At 47.7% G+C, this 15881-nt stretch carries 18 protein-coding genes; 10 read left to right on the forward strand and 8 right to left on the reverse strand.

The window, feature by feature from the left end:
• A complete protein-coding gene (locus P3C17_RS10305) occupies nucleotides 1-639 on the forward strand; it encodes a YigZ family protein (RefSeq protein ID WP_300929359.1) in 639 nt (212 codons plus the stop codon).
• A complete protein-coding gene (locus P3C17_RS10310; RefSeq protein WP_300929360.1) occupies nucleotides 639-2090 on the forward strand; it encodes a TrkH family potassium uptake protein in 1452 nt (483 codons plus the stop codon). Before P3C17_RS10305 ends, P3C17_RS10310 begins: the two co-directional genes overlap by 1 nt.
• A gap of 74 nt (nucleotides 2091-2164) precedes the next feature.
• Here P3C17_RS10310 and trkA read toward each other — a convergent pair whose 3' ends face one another.
• From trkA to def, 4 genes are read right to left on the reverse strand one after another with little or no spacing between them, the layout of a single operon-like run.
• Nucleotides 2165-3541 (reverse strand): Trk system potassium transporter TrkA, encoded by a 1377-nt coding sequence (gene trkA, locus P3C17_RS10315; protein ID WP_233080387.1) that lies wholly within the window; start codon nucleotides 3539-3541, stop codon nucleotides 2165-2167.
• Nucleotides 3542-3553: 12 nt separating this feature from the next.
• Complete coding sequence (rsmB, locus tag P3C17_RS10320; RefSeq protein WP_300929361.1) at nucleotides 3554-4852, reverse strand: 16S rRNA (cytosine(967)-C(5))-methyltransferase RsmB; 1299 nt, start codon at nucleotides 4850-4852, stop codon at nucleotides 3554-3556.
• Nucleotides 4849-5811 (reverse strand): methionyl-tRNA formyltransferase, encoded by a 963-nt coding sequence (gene fmt / locus P3C17_RS10325; protein WP_300929362.1) that lies wholly within the window; start codon nucleotides 5809-5811, stop codon nucleotides 4849-4851. Before fmt ends, rsmB begins: the two co-directional genes overlap by 4 nt.
• 16 nt (nucleotides 5812-5827) lie before the next feature.
• Nucleotides 5828-6334 (reverse strand): peptide deformylase, encoded by a 507-nt coding sequence (gene def, locus P3C17_RS10330; protein ID WP_300929363.1) that lies wholly within the window; start codon nucleotides 6332-6334, stop codon nucleotides 5828-5830.
• Between the two features lie 121 nt (nucleotides 6335-6455).
• Here def and P3C17_RS10335 point away from each other — a divergent pair, with 121 nt between their 5' ends.
• The 4 genes from P3C17_RS10335 (at nucleotide 6456) to P3C17_RS10350 (ending at nucleotide 9825) form a co-directional block, all read left to right on the forward strand.
• Nucleotides 6456-7613, forward strand: coding sequence for a LysM domain-containing protein (locus tag P3C17_RS10335; RefSeq protein WP_300929364.1), 1158 nt, complete (start codon nucleotides 6456-6458; stop codon nucleotides 7611-7613).
• Between the two features lie 15 nt (nucleotides 7614-7628).
• Entirely contained in the window at nucleotides 7629-8720 is a 1092-nt protein-coding gene (gene dprA, locus P3C17_RS10340; protein WP_300929365.1) for a DNA-processing protein DprA, read from the forward strand.
• Between the two features lie 2 nt (nucleotides 8721-8722).
• Nucleotides 8723-9196, forward strand: coding sequence for a DUF494 family protein (locus tag P3C17_RS10345; RefSeq protein WP_046519776.1), 474 nt, complete (start codon nucleotides 8723-8725; stop codon nucleotides 9194-9196).
• 83 nt (nucleotides 9197-9279) lie between these two features.
• Nucleotides 9280-9825 (forward strand): topoisomerase DNA-binding C4 zinc finger domain-containing protein, encoded by a 546-nt coding sequence (locus P3C17_RS10350; RefSeq protein WP_300929366.1) that lies wholly within the window; start codon nucleotides 9280-9282, stop codon nucleotides 9823-9825.
• Nucleotides 9826-9893: 68 nt separating this feature from the next.
• Here the strand turns inward: P3C17_RS10350 and P3C17_RS10355 are convergent, their stop codons facing one another.
• Together P3C17_RS10355 and purE are read right to left on the reverse strand one after the other, a co-directional pair.
• A complete protein-coding gene (locus tag P3C17_RS10355; protein ID WP_300929367.1) occupies nucleotides 9894-11045 on the reverse strand; it encodes a 5-(carboxyamino)imidazole ribonucleotide synthase in 1152 nt (383 codons plus the stop codon).
• Between the two features lie 3 nt (nucleotides 11046-11048).
• Nucleotides 11049-11534: a 5-(carboxyamino)imidazole ribonucleotide mutase gene (gene purE / locus P3C17_RS10360; RefSeq protein WP_008897198.1), complete on the reverse strand. Its 486-nt coding sequence runs from the start codon at nucleotides 11532-11534 to the stop codon at nucleotides 11049-11051.
• 145 nt (nucleotides 11535-11679) lie between these two features.
• On the opposite strand from purE, the gene P3C17_RS10365 reads away from it, so the two are divergent.
• The gene (locus P3C17_RS10365; protein WP_300929368.1) at nucleotides 11680-12261 is read left to right on the forward strand and encodes a Sua5/YciO/YrdC/YwlC family protein; all 582 of its coding nucleotides are present in this window, start codon (nucleotides 11680-11682) and stop codon (nucleotides 12259-12261) included.
• A gap of 29 nt (nucleotides 12262-12290) precedes the next feature.
• Nucleotides 12291-13214: an oxygen-dependent coproporphyrinogen oxidase gene (hemF, locus tag P3C17_RS10370; RefSeq protein ID WP_300929369.1), complete on the forward strand. Its 924-nt coding sequence runs from the start codon at nucleotides 12291-12293 to the stop codon at nucleotides 13212-13214.
• A gap of 64 nt (nucleotides 13215-13278) precedes the next feature.
• Here the strand turns inward: hemF and P3C17_RS10375 are convergent, their stop codons facing one another.
• Nucleotides 13279-13719, reverse strand: a complete 441-nt coding sequence (locus tag P3C17_RS10375; protein ID WP_300929370.1) for a group II truncated hemoglobin — start codon at nucleotides 13717-13719, stop codon at nucleotides 13279-13281.
• Here P3C17_RS10375 and aroE point away from each other — a divergent pair.
• Both aroE and P3C17_RS10385 read left to right on the forward strand, forming a co-directional pair.
• Nucleotides 13663-14544: a shikimate dehydrogenase gene (gene aroE, locus P3C17_RS10380; RefSeq protein WP_300929371.1), complete on the forward strand. Its 882-nt coding sequence runs from the start codon at nucleotides 13663-13665 to the stop codon at nucleotides 14542-14544. The genes P3C17_RS10375 and aroE overlap by 57 nt on opposite strands.
• Nucleotides 14541-14789, forward strand: coding sequence for a DUF1488 domain-containing protein (locus P3C17_RS10385; protein ID WP_300929372.1), 249 nt, complete (start codon nucleotides 14541-14543; stop codon nucleotides 14787-14789). The genes aroE and P3C17_RS10385 overlap by 4 nt, the downstream gene beginning before the upstream one ends.
• Here the strand turns inward: P3C17_RS10385 and P3C17_RS10390 are convergent.
• Nucleotides 14781-15320, reverse strand: a complete 540-nt coding sequence (locus tag P3C17_RS10390) for a gamma carbonic anhydrase family protein (protein WP_300929373.1) — start codon at nucleotides 15318-15320, stop codon at nucleotides 14781-14783. The two genes, P3C17_RS10385 and P3C17_RS10390, sit on opposite strands and share 9 nt — an antisense overlap.
• Nucleotides 15321-15881 lie beyond the last annotated feature (561 nt).

The raw sequence follows: 15881 nt of genomic DNA on the forward strand, positions 1-15881 counted from the left end.
ATGTCCGGCTGGTGGGTATTGGCTAAAACCGCTTCGTCTGAAACGGAGATCAAACGCAGCAGGTTTTTATGTACTTTATGGCCAATCCAAAGTCTGACTGAAGGCCAACAGGTGATTCGTCAGCAAAAACAGCAACATCCGCAGGCAGCCCACGTCTGCAGTGCTATGCTATTGCCAACTGGTCCAACAGGTCAGCCTCAAGCATTCAGTGATGATGGTGAACCTTCTGGCACAGCAGGTAAACCTATGTTGGCCGTATTGCAGGGGTGTGGCATGGTGGGGATTTGTGCCAGCGTAGTGCGCTATTATGGCGGCGTTCAACTGGGCACTGGCGGTTTAGTTCGTGCCTACAGTGATGCGGTACGGCAGGCTTTGTTGTCGGCACAACGCGAATTTATACCCATAAGGCATCAGGCAGATTTGTGTTTGTCTTATGCCGCTTTTGAAACTATGCAGCGTTTATGGCAGAACCGCTGGCTGATTGAACAACAAGAGTTTGACCAGCAGGTGCGCTTAACAGTGCGAGTCGCTCAAAGCGATCAACAGGAATTTGAACAGCAGTTTATGCAGACCATACTCAGACTGAAAGAACTTCAGGCCAGCATTATCTGGCATCGCAACGCAGAACAGGGCTCCTGATGCAATACCGTTCTATTATCCGGATTTTAGGCCTGCTGGTTGCCATCTTCAGTATCACCATGTTACCGCCTGCCTTTATCGCCTACTGGTATCAGGATGGCGCTGGTGTACCTTTTATTTTGTCTTTTTTCCTGTCGTTACTGATAGGTTTTGTCGTCTGGTACCCCAATCGCAATGAAAAGTCTGAACTGAAGGTGCGGGAGGGCTTTTTAATCGTAGTTTTATTCTGGACTGTGCTGGGCGCCGTTGGTGCTTTGCCGTTCTGGCTGGCGGATAAACCTGATATGAATCTGGCCGCCAGTATGTTTGAAGCCTTTTCAGGTTTAACCACCACAGGTGCCACTGTGCTGACAGGGTTAGAAAGCCTGCCTAAAGCTATATTGTATTACCGCCAGCAACTGCAATGGTTTGGTGGCATGGGGATTATCGTTTTAGCTGTGGCGATTCTGCCGATGTTAGGGGTGGGGGGGATGCAGTTGTACCGGGCTGAAACTCCAGGCCCTGTCAAAGACAATAAAATGACGCCCCGCATTGCCGATACTGCCAAACATCTGTGGTTTATTTATTTAGGCATTACCATTGCCTGCGCTTTATCTTTTTATATTGCAGGTATGAGCGCTTTTGATGCCATTTGTCATGCGTTTTCTACAGTGGCTATAGGGGGGTTCTCTACTTACGATGCCAGCATAGGTTACTTCAATAGTGTCAGTATCAATATGATTTGTGTGGTGTTTCTGCTGATCAGCTCAGTCAATTTCCCACTGCATTTTGCGGCTGTGCGTGGCAAAAATATCAAAACCTACTGGCGTGATCCTGAGCTAAAAGCTTTTATGGTGATTCAACTGGCGTTGATGGTGATTTGTTTTCTGGTGCTTTTGGAAGAACAAATTTATCCGGACTTACTCAGCGCACTGAACCATGGTTTGTTTCAGGCTGTGTCTATGTCGACTACCGCAGGTTTCTCCACAGCAAGCTTTTCCAGCTGGCCTTTGTTTTTGCCTATTTTGCTGATTTTCGCCAGCTTTATTGGTGGTTGTGCCGGTTCCACTGCCGGTGGTTTAAAAGTAGTCAGGGTACTGCTGTTATTCCTGCAAGGTAAAAGGGAGCTGAACCGCTTAGTGCATCCAAGAGCTGTGTATTCCATCAAGCTTGGGCGTCGGCCTGTACCAGATCGGATAGTGGAAGCGGTTTGGGGCTTTTTTGCGGCTTATACCCTGGTGTTTGTGGTCATTATGTTATTGCTGCTGTTGGTTGGCATGGACAACATCAGCGCCTTTACCGCCACAGCGGCCTGTTTAAATAACTTAGGCCCAGGCTTAGGCGAAGTAGCCGCCAACTTTGCCTCAGTGCCCGACGCCGGCAAATGGATTCTGGTAATGGCGATGATCTTTGGGCGTTTAGAGATTTTTACTTTGTTAGTTTTGTTCACAGCAGCATTCTGGAAAGATTAGATCTGGAATGCGGACATAAAAAACGGCTCAATACAGAGCCGTTTTTTATCATCTAAACCTTAGCTGCCAGAGCATCAAATAAATATCGCGCTGACCTGGAATAAGCGTTCCACTTCAGTGATGTATTTTTTATCCACCAAAAATAAAATCACATGATCGTCAGTTTCAATCACGACGTTATCGTGAGCTATTAAGACTTCATCACCACGCACTATAGCGCCTATGGTCGCACCTGGTGGCAGTTTAATCTGGCCTATGGCCTGACCTACCACTTTAGATGTCGATTTATCACCATGAGCCACAGCCTCGATGGCTTCTGCAGCTCCTCTGCGCAGTGAGTAAACGTTCACTATGTCACCACGGCGGATATGGGTCAGCAAAGCTGAAATAGTCGCTTGTTGTGGTGATACGGCTATATCCACTTCACCACCTTGCAGCAAATCGACATAAGCACCACGTTTAATCAGCACCATGGTTTTTTGTGCGCCCATACGTTTGGCCAGCATGGCCGACATAATATTGGCTTCATCGTCATTGGTGACGGCTAAAAACACATCCACCTGTTCGATGTTTTCTTCTTCCAACAGCTCAGGGTCTGAAGCATCACCAATATAAACTACTGTATTGTCCAAAGCGCTGGACAGGTATTCGGCGCGCTCTTTGCTGCGTTCTATCAGTTTTACGCTATGGTTTTTTTCTAAAGCACGGGCCAAACCATAACCGACGTTACCGCCACCAGCGATCATAATGCGGTGGTAGCTTTTCTCCAGCTTTTGCAGCTCGCTCATCACAGCGCGTATATGTTTAGTGGCTGCGACAAAAAACACTTCATCGTCTGCTTCAATGACTGTGGTGCCTAAAGGCTTAATAGCGTGACCACGACGATAAATAGCGGCAACACGGGCATCTACATGCGGCATATGCTGTTTTAAGGTCGATAACGCATGGCCTACCAGTAAACCGCCGTAATAGGCTTTGACTGCCACTAAACTAACCTGACCTTCGGCAAATTCCACTACCTGCAAAGCGCCAGGGTAGTCGATTAAGCGTTTGATATAGTCGGTGACCAGAGTTTCAGGGGAGATAAAGTGATCCACCGGCATATCGTCTTTGTTAAACAACTGGTCGCGGTATTTCAGATACTGGTTAGTACGAATACGGGCAATTTTCAGCGGCGTATTAAAAATACTGTAAGCCACCTGACAAGCGACAATATTCACTTCGTCGCTGCTAGTGACCGCAATAATCATATCGGCGTCTTCAGCGCCAGCACGTTTTAAAATATCCGGGTGCGCGCTATGGCCATGCACCACCTGCAAATCGTATCTGTCTTGCAGGGCACGCAGCTTTTCAATATTGGTGTCGACGACAGTAATGTCGTTTTGTTCACCGACCAGGTTTTCCGCTAAAGTGCCACCCACCTGACCTGCACCCAGAATTATAATTTTCATAAAGCCTCTGCGTTACCGCTTTGTCTTGCGAAGTTTGGCATAAAAGAAACCATCCATCTGCTGCTGTCCCGGCAAAATTTGCCAGTGCAACTGCGGGTGACTGTCGGCCAGCGGGATTAATGTTGCATCTGCGTGGTCGGCTAAAAAGGCTTGAACTTGTTGCAGGTTTTCTTCCGGCAACACTGAGCAGGTGGCATACAACAATTCAGCATCAGGTTTTAATAAAGGCCAGATCTTGCGAAGGATTTCTTGCTGTAATTCCACCAATGGCGCTATATCGGTTTTTTTCCGTAACCAGCGAATATCCGGATGACGACGTATCACGCCAGTGGCTGAACATGGCACGTCGAGCAATATACGGTCAAAGGTCTGAAAACCTGCCCAGTCATCCGGATCTGCAGCGTCAGCCGCCATCACACGGGCATCTAAACCTAAGCGGTCCAGATTGTCGTATACCCTGTCTAAACGGCGTGGGTCTTTATCCAATGCCAGCACATCAGCTTCTGGCGCTAATTCCAGAATATGGCAGGTTTTGCCACCTGGAGCGCAGCAGGCATCTAAAACTGAATCGTTGTTACGAGCGCCAAGGAAATAAGCCGCATGCTGAGCTGCAGCATCCTGCACTGAAAACCAACCATCGGCATAACCAGGTAATAAGGTGACATCAGAGGCTTGTTCCAGCAGCAGGGCACAAGGTAAATAAGCAAAAGGTTGACTGGCGGCTATACCTTCGGCGGCAAGAGCGGCCAGATAAGCTTCAGGTGTGGTGCGTAACTGATTTACCCTCAGCCACAACGGGGCTTTTTGCTGATTTTCATCCAGTATTTGCTGCCAGTTGTCCGGATACCCTTGTTGCAACTGGGTGATGATCCAGCTTGGGTGGTTGTACTGCACAGGTAAAGGGGCGTCCTGAAAATCAAAAACTTCAGGTTTACGCTGCACTGAACGTAATACGGCGTTAATTAAACCCGTCAGGCTTTGGCCTTTTAATTCACGGGCCGCTTCCACTGTTTCGCCTATGGCAGCATGGTCTGGTACCCGTAAAAATTTCAGCTGATACAAACCGACATAAATTAAAAACTGTAAAGGGCGCAGATGTTTGACCAGCGGTTTATCCATCAGTTTTTGACAGACAGTTTCCAGCTGAGGCAAATAGCGCATCACGCCAAAACAAATTTCCTGCAGCAGAGCTTTATCTAAAGGCGAGTCCAGCTCTATCTGAGCTTTATGCAAAACCTCTGATAAAGACTTGCCCTGATCCACCACCTGATAACAGGCTATTGCCGCCAGGGCGCGTAGGTTTTTACTCATGAGCTCTGCTCATTAACAGGAGTCAACATCTGGCCTGGTTGAAACCAGTCGGCGCGGCCATTGAGGAAATCCATCACTTTCATGGCTTTTTTGCCAGCAGGTTGTAATTCAGTGATCACCAACACGCCATCAGCGGTTTGAATGGCAATGCCTTTTTTATCGACCCGCAGCACCTGACCTGCCTGGCCTGAACCTGGTTCTGTCACAGCCCGCCAGATTTTTAACTGCTGAGTACCCAGTTGCAGGTAACTGATAGGCCAGGGATTAAAAGCCCGGATTTCGCGCTCAAGCGCAGCGGCTGGCTTAGTGAAATCTAATAAAGCTTCTTCTTTAGATAATTTTTCGGCGTAATTGGCTAATTCATCTTGCTGCGGTTGGGCTTGAGCCTGCAGCGCTTCCAGATTGGCTAAAGCTTCCACTAATGCGACTGGACCTGTTAATGCCAGTTTGTCGTATAAGCTGGTGCTGGTTTCATCCACAGCTATAGGTGTACTGACTTTACTCAGCATAGCGCCGGTATCCAGCCCTATATCCATTTGCATAATGGTGACGCCAGATTCGGCATCACCAGCCCAAATGGCACGTTGAATGGGAGCCGCACCACGCCAGCGCGGTAATAACGAACCATGCACATTGATACAACCTAAACGTGGTGCATCCAGAGCTGCCTGTGGCAGGATCAGGCCGTAGGCAACCACAACCATCAGATCTGCATTTAACGCCGCTAATTCTTGTTGAGCAGCGGCTTTTTTTAACGACTTCGGCTGATACACCGGAATATCGTGTTGCAATGCCAGTTGTTTCACCGGGCTTTGTTGCAACTGATGACCACGACCTGCAGGTCTGTCGGGTTGACTGTAGACGGCAATCACCTGATGAGGAGAATCCAGCAGGGCGGCGAGATGGCGGGCAGCAAAATCTGGTGTGCCCGCAAAAATAATACGTAAAGGAGTGGTCAAAATAGTTCCTGCTTGGTTAACGGGCTGCGAGGCGAGCTTCTTTTTCCAGCTTTTTCTTAATACGGTCACGTTTTAACGGCGATAAATAATCGATAAACAACTTGCCCATTAAATGGTCCAGCTCGTGTTGTAAACAAATCGCCAGTAAACCTTCAGCCTGAATTTCAAACCACTCGCCTTTGGTATTTTGTGCTTTGACTGTCACAGCTGCGGCGCGTTCTACTTTGGCGTAGCTTTGCGGCACAGACAAACAGCCTTCTTCGTATTCAGTGTCACCACTTTTGGCAATGATTTCCGGATTGATAAAAATCATCGGCTCGTTGCGGTTTTCTGAGATATCGATCACGACAACACGCTTGTGCACATTGACCTGAGTGGCGGCTAAGCCTATGCCATTTTCGGCATACATAGTGTCCAGCATATCTGCTGTTAGTTGCTTAATTTCAGCCGTTACTTCAGGCACAGCAGCGGCTACGGTGCGTAAACGGTCGTCTGGATAATGTAAAACTGTTAATACTGTCATGGAACCTACAAAAGTCGTCTATGTTCAATTGGCTGTGCTATGGTCTAATTTTAGCCATTTATACACAGTATGAATAGCTTAGTGTGCAAGAATTACTATAAGTACGGATGGGGATGGTGTTATGCGACAGCAGCTTCTTGCTATTTTAGTCAGCTTCTCTGTGTTTTTCAGTACTATTCTGCTGGCTGACGAGCTGAAACTCAAGGCTGATGCGCCTACCTTGTATCAGGTTAAGGCAGGCGACACCTTATGGGATATAGCTGGTTTGTATCTGCAGCACCCCTGGTTATGGCCACGTTTATGGAAGTTAAACCCACAAGTGAATAATCCGCACCTGATTTACCCCGGCGATCAGTTGCACTTGCAGTTTGATGCTGATGGTCAACCTATACTGAGGTTAAATAGCCAGCGAGCGACAGCCAGCAGCTCCGAAGTTACGCAAGCTCAAAGTAATACCTCAGCTGCGGGTGCCATCAAATTAACTCCGCAAATCCGACGTATAGCAAAAGCAGACAAACCAGTGCCCTCCATAGCGCTTGCCAGTATAGAGCCTTTTTTATCGGAAGAACGATTGGTCTCTGAAGATCAACTGGAAAGCCTGCCTTATGTGTTGGGGGGCAAGGATAACGTGAAAAACGCTGTATCCGGCCATCTGCTTTATGTGCAGGGGGAGTTGGATCAAGCTCAGCGTTATGGCATTTACCGTCAGGGCGAAGTCTACGAAGACCCACAAAGCGGTGATGTATTGGGTTATGAAGCCATATTAATGGCAGAAGCAAAAGTGTTGCCGTCAGTTATGGTGGACGAACAGCAGATCAGCCGGATTGAAGTGCAAAAATCCAGGCGAGAAGTAAGGCAAGGTGACCGCTTGTTACCTATGCCGCAGCAGTCGGTGTATCCGGACTTTTTTCAGCTGCAATCGCCAGACACTGTCGTTTCCGGTGTGATAGTGGATAGCGCATCCCAGTGGCGTGAGTTTGCTAAAGGCGAAATTGTGCTGCTAAATCAAGGCCAAAATGCTCAGCTGCAACCAGGTCATTTGCTGGGAATATTTCGGCAATCACCCTCAGTGGTCGATTTTGGTGATAAACCTTCTTATCCGGAAGATAGCGAAAAACTCCAGCGTATTTTGCATGAAGTGGTCGATTCTGCTGATGAAATGCCGACCGAGCTCGTAGGTCAGCTGATGATTGTAAAAGTGGACGAACTCAGCAGTTTCGCTATGATTTTACGCACAGAACAGCCTGTTCGGGTGGGAGATTTAATAGGCAATCTTTAAAACCAGGAGAGGAATATGGATGACCTCGAGCATTGGATACGTTTAGCTGCTATCCCGTCAATGGACAGGCTAAAGCATCAGCAGTGGGCAGAGCTGGTATCTTCCTCTGATTTCCATCAACTGGATGATCACCAACTGTTGCAGCTGGGTTTTACCCCTGGCCAAATCCAGTGCCACAGAGCTATTACTCCACAGCGTATTGAACATTGCCTGCAGTGGTTACAAACGAGTCCCGATCACCATTTTATCCGTTACACAGACCCGCTTTATCCTGAATTACTCAGCCAGATTAAACAGCCGCCTTTTGCCTTGTTTATCAAAGGCAATCCGGCTTTGTTAAACGAAGCACAGATTGCAATAGTGGGGAGTCGTCAGCCCACAGCGACGGGAAAACAGGTAGCTTTTAATTTCGCAGCTGATTTATGCCGCTTGGGTTTAACTATCACCAGCGGTATGGCCAAAGGCATAGATGGTTGCAGCCACAGAGGCGCTTTGTCAGTACAGGGCAACACCATAGCAGTGCTTGGTCATGGTTTTGATACTGTGTATCCGGCGCAGCATAAAGAACTGGCAGCTGACATTGCCCACAGCGGCGCTTTGGTCTCGGAGTTTTTACCTGATGTACAACCTAAAGGAGATCATTTCCCGCTGCGCAATCGTATAGTGGTAGGCCTAAGCTTAGGGACTTTGGTCGTGGAAGCCGCGCTTAAAAGTGGAACTTTAATCAGCGCTGGTTACACTGCAGAGTACAGTCGCGAGCTTTTTGTGATCCCTGGTTCTATCTACAATCCGCAGGCGGCGGGCTGTCATCAGTTAATTCAGCAAGGTGCTAAATTAACCACTTGTGTGGCCGATATCATAGAAGAATGGAGCTTTTTGCAAAATAACAGTCTAAGTACTGTAAAGGACAAAGAAAAAAAGTTACAAACAGGCTTGTTTGACGACGGCTTGTTGGCTAACGTAGGTGATGAGGCCACTGCGATTGATCGTATAGCAGAACGTAGTGGTTTATCTGTAGCGCAAGTCTCAATTGAATTACTTCAGCTGGAATTGGCCGGTGAAGTGGCAGCAGTACCTGGTGGTTACATCAGAGTGAGGAGGGCCTGACTATGTTTGATATCCTCATATATTTATTTGAAAACTACATCCATAACGAGTCAGAAATTTATGTGAATCATGCCGATCTGCAGCGTGAGCTCAGCAAAGCTGGTTTCCATGATGATGATATTTTTAAGGCCCTGCGTTGGCTGGATTCTTTATCTGCCTTGCAGGAAAGTCATGTTAAGCCCTATTTAACCAAAGTGAATTCGACTGCAGTCCGTATTTACACTGTGGAAGAGCAACGTAAGCTGGAGACTGAGTGTCAGGGTTTCCTGCTGTTTCTGGAACAAATCAACGTGCTGGATGCGCCCACCCGCGAGATGGTATTGGACAGAGTAATGGACCTGGATCAGAGTTCTGTTAGTCTGGACGATTTAAAATGGGTGGTGTTGATGGTGCTGTTTAATGTGCCTGGTCGTGAAAATGCTTATGCCCAGATGGAAGACCTTATTTTTGACGAACCTACAGGGCCGCTGCATTAAGCGGCCTTTTTCGTTGCAAGCCTCGCTGTAACGACTATCACTTTGGGTATATAATCTGTGCTGTTTTCTTCTATGGCCTTTGTATGTCCCAGTCTGACGATACACTTTTTCAACACGAAAAAACCGCAGAGCCTTGTCCTCTGTGTGGCCATGCTTTGCAGATTAAAAGTGGCAAAAACGGGCCTTTTTTAGGCTGTAGTAACTATCCGGTCTGTAATTACCTTAAAGCGCTGCATCCACATGAAAATACAGTGGTAAAAGTGTTAGAGGAACAACTTTGTCCAGAATGCGGAAACGAGCTGGCGGTCAAAAATGGTCGCTACGGCATGTTTATCGGCTGTAGCCACTACCCACATTGTGATTTTATTGTGCATGCCGATGAGCCCGAACCCAGTGATGTGCCTTGTCCTGAATGCAAAAAAGGCCAGTTGCTGGAGCGCACCAGTAAATATGGCAAAGCCTTTTATGGCTGCAGCAGATATCCGGACTGCAAATGCCTGCTGAACTTTAAGCCTGTCGAAGGGCTGTGTCAGTTCTGCAACTATCCACTTTTAATGGAAAAACCTTCGGCTTCTGGTGTGAAACTACTGTGCGCCAGTAAAAAATGTCAGAAAGTGCAGGACAGTTAAAGCGCAGTACCAGGATTGATGGCAAATAAAAAAGGCCCACAAGGGCCTTTTTGCTAACGGCAAATCTGTTATTGCAGTTGCTTCAGGCGTGCCGCCACTAAATCCAGTTCAGGGAATTCTTGCTCTGGTAAATGTTGACGAAGCTGATCAAAACGTTGTGCCAGTTCGCTGGTGCTGGTGGCACTTAAATTGATATGGCCCATTTTGCGGCCTGGTCTTTTGCCTTTGCCATACCAATGCAAATGGCAGCTTGGTAAGCTTAATACTGCAGGGCTGACATGATCTTCGCCCAAAATATTTACCATCAAAGTTGGACGTATTAAAGCTGTGCTGCCCAAAGGCAAACCACAAACAGCCCGTAAATGGTTTTCAAACTGGCAAGTGTCAGCACCTTGTTGGGTCCAGTGTCCTGAGTTATGCACCCGTGGTGCTATCTCATTCACAAGCAGCTTGTCACCCACCTGAAAAAACTCCAGCGCCAATACACCGACATAATCCAAAGCCGTGGCTACAGCTTCAAACATCTGTTTGGCTTGTTGCTGCAATTCCTGCTGACCTGGTAAAGCGAGCGATACCGCCAGCACTCCTGCTACATGATGATTTTCCGTCAGAGGGTATACCACCATATCACCAGCCTGATTGCGGGCACCAACTAAGCTGACTTCACGGTCAAAACGAACAAACTGCTCAGCCACTATAGCTTGAGGTAAAGTGTGATCAGCTCCCGCCATAAACTGCTGAATATCAGCCCACACAGCTTGCGCATCAGCCTGAGTTTTTAAGCGCCATTGGCCTTTGCCGTCATAACCTGCCAAAGCGCTTTTCAGCACCAGTGGTAAACCCAGCTGTTCAATCGCCTGATAAAAATCCTGTTCAGTCACAACAATTTTATAAGCAGCGTTGGTCACGCCGGCTTTATCCAGCAGTTGTTTTTCCTGACGTCTATCGCCACCCGCTTTAATAGCAGTGCTGTTTGGTAAAAACTTACCGCTTTGCTGACACCGCTCCTGCACCGGATAAGGGATATGTTCAAACTCAGAGGTGATCACATCCGCATTGGCTATAGCTTGTGCCAGACCAGTCCCCAGTTTTTGCTGAGTGACAGGGTCAACAATAGTGTCGCTGTTCACATCATAAGCTGAAACTTTTAAGTTCAGCGGTGTGCCAGCCAGGCTCATCATGCGAGCCAGTTGACCAGCACCTAAAACCAGAACCTTCATCAGTTATTCCTCGGCTGGGTTAGGCTGGGCAAGCACTGTGTCGGTTTGTTCTTTGCGGAATGCATCAATTTTGCTCATTAACTCAGCGTCAGAGGTCGCCAGAATTTGTGCAGCAAGTAAACCAGCGTTGGTCGCGCCAGCTTCGCCTATAGCAAGGGTACCCACTGCAACACCTTTTGGCATCTGCACTATGGATAACAAAGAATCCAGACCTTTTAAGGCTTTAGACTGCACAGGCACACCTAAGACGGGCAAGCTGGTAAAAGCCGCAGCCATACCAGGTAAATGCGCAGCACCACCTGCACCTGCAATAATGACTTTTAAGCCACGAGCAGCTGCACTAGTGGCATAGTCGGCTAAGAGTTGAGGCGTTCTGTGAGCTGAAACAACGGTAGTTTCATAGGCGATTTGAAAACGATCTAACATATCGGCCGCGTTTTTCATTGTGGGCCAATCAGATTTAGACCCCATGATAATACCTACTTTCATCGTTGTTTCCTTAAAGCTGCTAAGAACTGGCATAATAAGGCCGCTATTATATACGCAAAGTAATTGAAGCTGTAGCTTCTGCTAAGACTCTGGCCGTGGCCAGAAAGATTTTTGACTAAAAACCTCAGATACAGGACTTAGAAAAGTGACAGATATCCCATCTGCCGTGACCGCCCTGCGACAAGGTCAAGTGATTGCCTACCCAACCGAAGCTGTGTTTGGTGTCGGCTGCGACCCGGATAATAATCAGGCCATCGAAAGCTTGTTGCAGGTCAAGCAAAGGCCAAAATCCAAGGGCTTAATCTTAATAGCTGCAGACTTTTCCCAGTTGATTCCTTATATTGAAGCCGACAAGCTAAGCATGGAACAAACTCAGCTGATGCTGGATTCATGGCGCGACAGTGCTGGTGTCAAAGACAAAGCCGCCGTGACCTGGGTAGTGCCTGCTTCAACACGTTGCAGTGATTGGCTGACAGGGCAGTTTGACAGCATTGCGATTCGGGTTTGTGATCACCCTGTGGTGCAACAGTTATGTCTGGCTTTTGGTAAACCTATCACATCCACCAGTGCGAATTTATCGGGCCTCGAGCCTTGTCGCAGCACAGCCGAAGTCCAGCAGCAACTGGCGGATAAAGTTGCTGTAATAGTGGATGCTGCAACAGGTGGGCGCGCTGTGCCGTCAGAAATACGAGATATCACTACAGGCCATATTTACCGGGCGGGTTAATAGCCGGCTGCGAATCAAGAGATAAGCAAATGCAAAACGTCGATAAACATCAGGTAAAAGCTTTTTTAATGGCACTGCAGGACAGCATTTGCGCTGCACTTGCCGCTGCTGATGGCGCAGCTGACTTTGCAGAAGAAAGCTGGGACAGAGCCGAAGGCGGTGGTGGTCGTAGCCGAGTACTGACTCATGGTGCAGTGTTTGAGCAGGCTGGTGTTAATTTCTCTCATGTGTTTGGCGATAAGATGCCTGGTTCAGCCACGGCGCACCGGCCGGAGCTGGCTGGGCGTAAGTTTGAAGCTATGGGTGTGTCTTTAGTGATCCATCCGCTGAATCCTCATATTCCTACCAGTCACGCCAATGTGCGGTTTTTTATTGCCGAAAAAGAAGGTGAAGCACCGGTCTGGTGGTTTGGTGGTGGCTTTGATTTAACGCCTTTTTATCCGGCGGAAGTTGATGTAGTGCATTGGCATCAGGTGGCCAAAGATTGTTGTGATGGTTTTGACACCGCTTATTACCCTAAGTACAAAAAATGGTGTGACGAATACTTCTACTTAAAGCACCGCAACGAAACCCGTGGTGTAGGTGGTTTGTTTTTTGATGATTTAAACGAGCCGGGTTTTGAGCAAAGTTTTGCTTTTATGTCTGCTGTAGGGGAAGCCTTCACTAAGGCTTACGTGCCTATAGTCGAGCGTAATAAAAACAAAGCCTATTCGGAAGCAGAGCGTCAATTCCAGCTGTATCGCCGTGGCCGTTATGTCGAATTTAACCTGGTGTTTGATCGCGGCACTTTGTTTGGTTTGCAAAGTGGTGGCCGCACCGAATCTATTTTGATGTCGATGCCACCTTTAGTGCGCTGGCAATACGGTTATCAGCCGGAAGCCGGCAGTGCAGAAGCAAAATTGTACGAGCGTTATCTGCAACCTCAGGACTGGTTAGGTCTTGATCACTCATAAGTACAGAATAACTACAGGCGCTTCGGCGCCTGGGTTTTATTTGTAAATCACCATCTGTAAATCATTATCTGTTGATCATATGGCTGGCCAGTTGCGCCAGCGAATGACTTAACCCTTGGCGCAATAACTTGTCTTCTACCACTTCAGCCAACGCTTTATCCATACAAAACATCCACTGATCGCGCATCTGCTGATCCACAGCAAAAGGCATATGGCGCATCCGCAAACGTGGATGGCCGTATTTTTCTTCAAACAAAGATGGGCCGCCCAGCCAGCCGGATAAAAACTCAAAAAACTTTTGCCTTATCACATCCAGAGGCAGAGGATGGATCGCATACAATTCGGCGGCTTCTGGTGCTGTCGACATAATGTCGTAGAATCTGTTGGCCAGACGTCGTGTTGCTGCTTCGCCGCCAATCAGCTCGTAAGGCGTGGTCGCCGGAGTAGGATGTGGCTTGCTATTTGGCTGGCTTTTATTAAAAATCGCGTCAAACAACTTTTTCATGGTGAACCTGTGGACCGTTACGCTGTATTTGGAAATCCTGTTGGGCACTCAAAATCGCCGCTGATCCATAGCTGGTTTGCCAAACAAACCGCTCAAGCTTTGAGTTACGAGGCCATTTTAGCACCGGTCGACGCCTTTGCCGACAGCTGGTTTAGCTTTGTTGCTGCTGGTGGCCGGGGGGGGAATGTCACAGTGCCCTTTAAAGAGCAGGCTTATCAGTTGGCAGAACAACTCAGTGAACGCGCTTTACAGGCTGGAGCAGTTAATACCTTATATATAAATAAAGCAGGTGTGCTTTGTGGTGATAACACCGATGGTTTAGGTTTAGTGGCTGATTTAACCCGGCTGGGAGCGCAGCTTCAGGATGCTTCTATTTTAGTATTAGGTGCTGGTGGAGCTTGTCGTGGAGTAGTCGGGCCTTTATTGGCTGCTGGTGTAAAGCACATTCATATAGCCAACAGAACTGCAACCAAAGCTGAAGCTATAGCAGAACTGTTTGATAGGAGAGTCACAGCATCAGGTTATAACGAAGTGCCTGCCGAAAAATGGAGCCTGGTGATCAATGCCACTTCCAGTGGGCTGGCCCAACAAAGACCGCCTTTAGCAGAACAACATCTTCAGCACTGCACTCTGGCCTACGATATGTTGTATGGCAAAGAGCCGACCGCTTTTCTGATCTGGTGTCAGCAACAAGGTGTGCCTCAGTGCGCTGATGGTTTAGGTATGTTAGTAAGTCAGGCCGCTGAAAGTTTTGCCATATGGCGGGGTGTTAAACCTGACGTCACTCCGGTACTGCAACAACTGACGGTTATGGTGAAAGCATGAACCAGCAACTGATTTTTAATCATGACTTCAGTTTTGATGAAAATACCGATTCAGTCAGCTGTAGTTGTTTAGCCGCAGGCATGCGGTTACATATCTATATAAAGAAGCCACAAGGCTGGGATAACCAAAGCTGGCTTGAGCAAATAAAAGAAGACTGCTTTTATTGGGAAGAACAAATAGAAGAAGCGGCCAAAGCAGACCGCTTTAACGAGGATGGTGTGTTGTACCTGGATGGCTCAGCTTAACGGCTCGGCCAGGTACTCATCTTTTAATGCCACATAGTTAATAGCCGACTGAGTCAGGAAACTACGCTCTGCTTCATTCAGCGGCCTGGCTTGTTTTACCGGGCTGCCTACATAGAGATAACCAGACTCCAATCTTTTACCAGGTGGTACCAAACTGCCAGCACCAATAATGACATCGTCTTCTACTATCACGTCGTCCATCACTATAGCGCCCATACCGACCAGAATACGGTTTCCCAACAGGCAACCATGCAACATCACTTTATGCCCTACTGTGACATCGTCTCCTATAAGAAGAGGAGAACCTTCCGGGTTCTTGGTGCTTGGCCGGGATACATGCAATACAGAACCGTCCTGCACATTAGTGCGCTCACCAATACGGATAATGTTTACATCACCCCGTGCTGCTACTAAGGGCCAGATACTACTATTGAGGCCAATTTGAATATCGCCGACCAAAACAGACGATGGATGCACATAAACTCCGTCAGCAAGCTGTGGAGTTTTACCTTTATATGAAGTTAATGACATAAGAATTTCCTCTGCTGCTGCAGGAGTATGCGACAAATGTTGAAAAAAAGCACGGTTCGATTGAATTTCAGGCTGTCGCACTCAAAAGTACAAGTTTTCTCAAAAAGAGTATTGCACGCTGCCAAAAACTCCCTATAATGCGCGCCATGCCAACGGGGTGGTGCGAAAGCAGCTCTGGGGTGGTTTTAAACTGAAGTGAAAAATGATGCAAAACATCGCTTGACACGCAGTTGAAAATCACTAAAATGGCCGCCTCGCAACGCGGTGGAGTCGAAAGGCTCAAAAGTGAAGCGAAGCTGCTAAGGCAGTAAGTCGAAGGTGTGTTTGATAAATAAATTCAAATCGCTGGCTTGACACAAATTCTGGGAAGTGTAAGATACGCCTCCCGCTGAACAAGGTAATAACCGGTTCAGCACTGCTCTTTAACAATAAGCAATCAATCATCTGTGTGGGCACTCACGGTTTAGATTCTGCAGCGAGCAATCGCACAAAGAATATATATCAGTGAAGTGACTAACAGATACTCTGTCCGAAAGGATGGATGTTTTAAGTCAGTGATAC

Source organism: Rheinheimera sp. 1928-s (assembly GCF_029269265.1).
Taxonomy (GTDB): domain Bacteria; phylum Pseudomonadota; class Gammaproteobacteria; order Enterobacterales; family Alteromonadaceae; genus Pararheinheimera.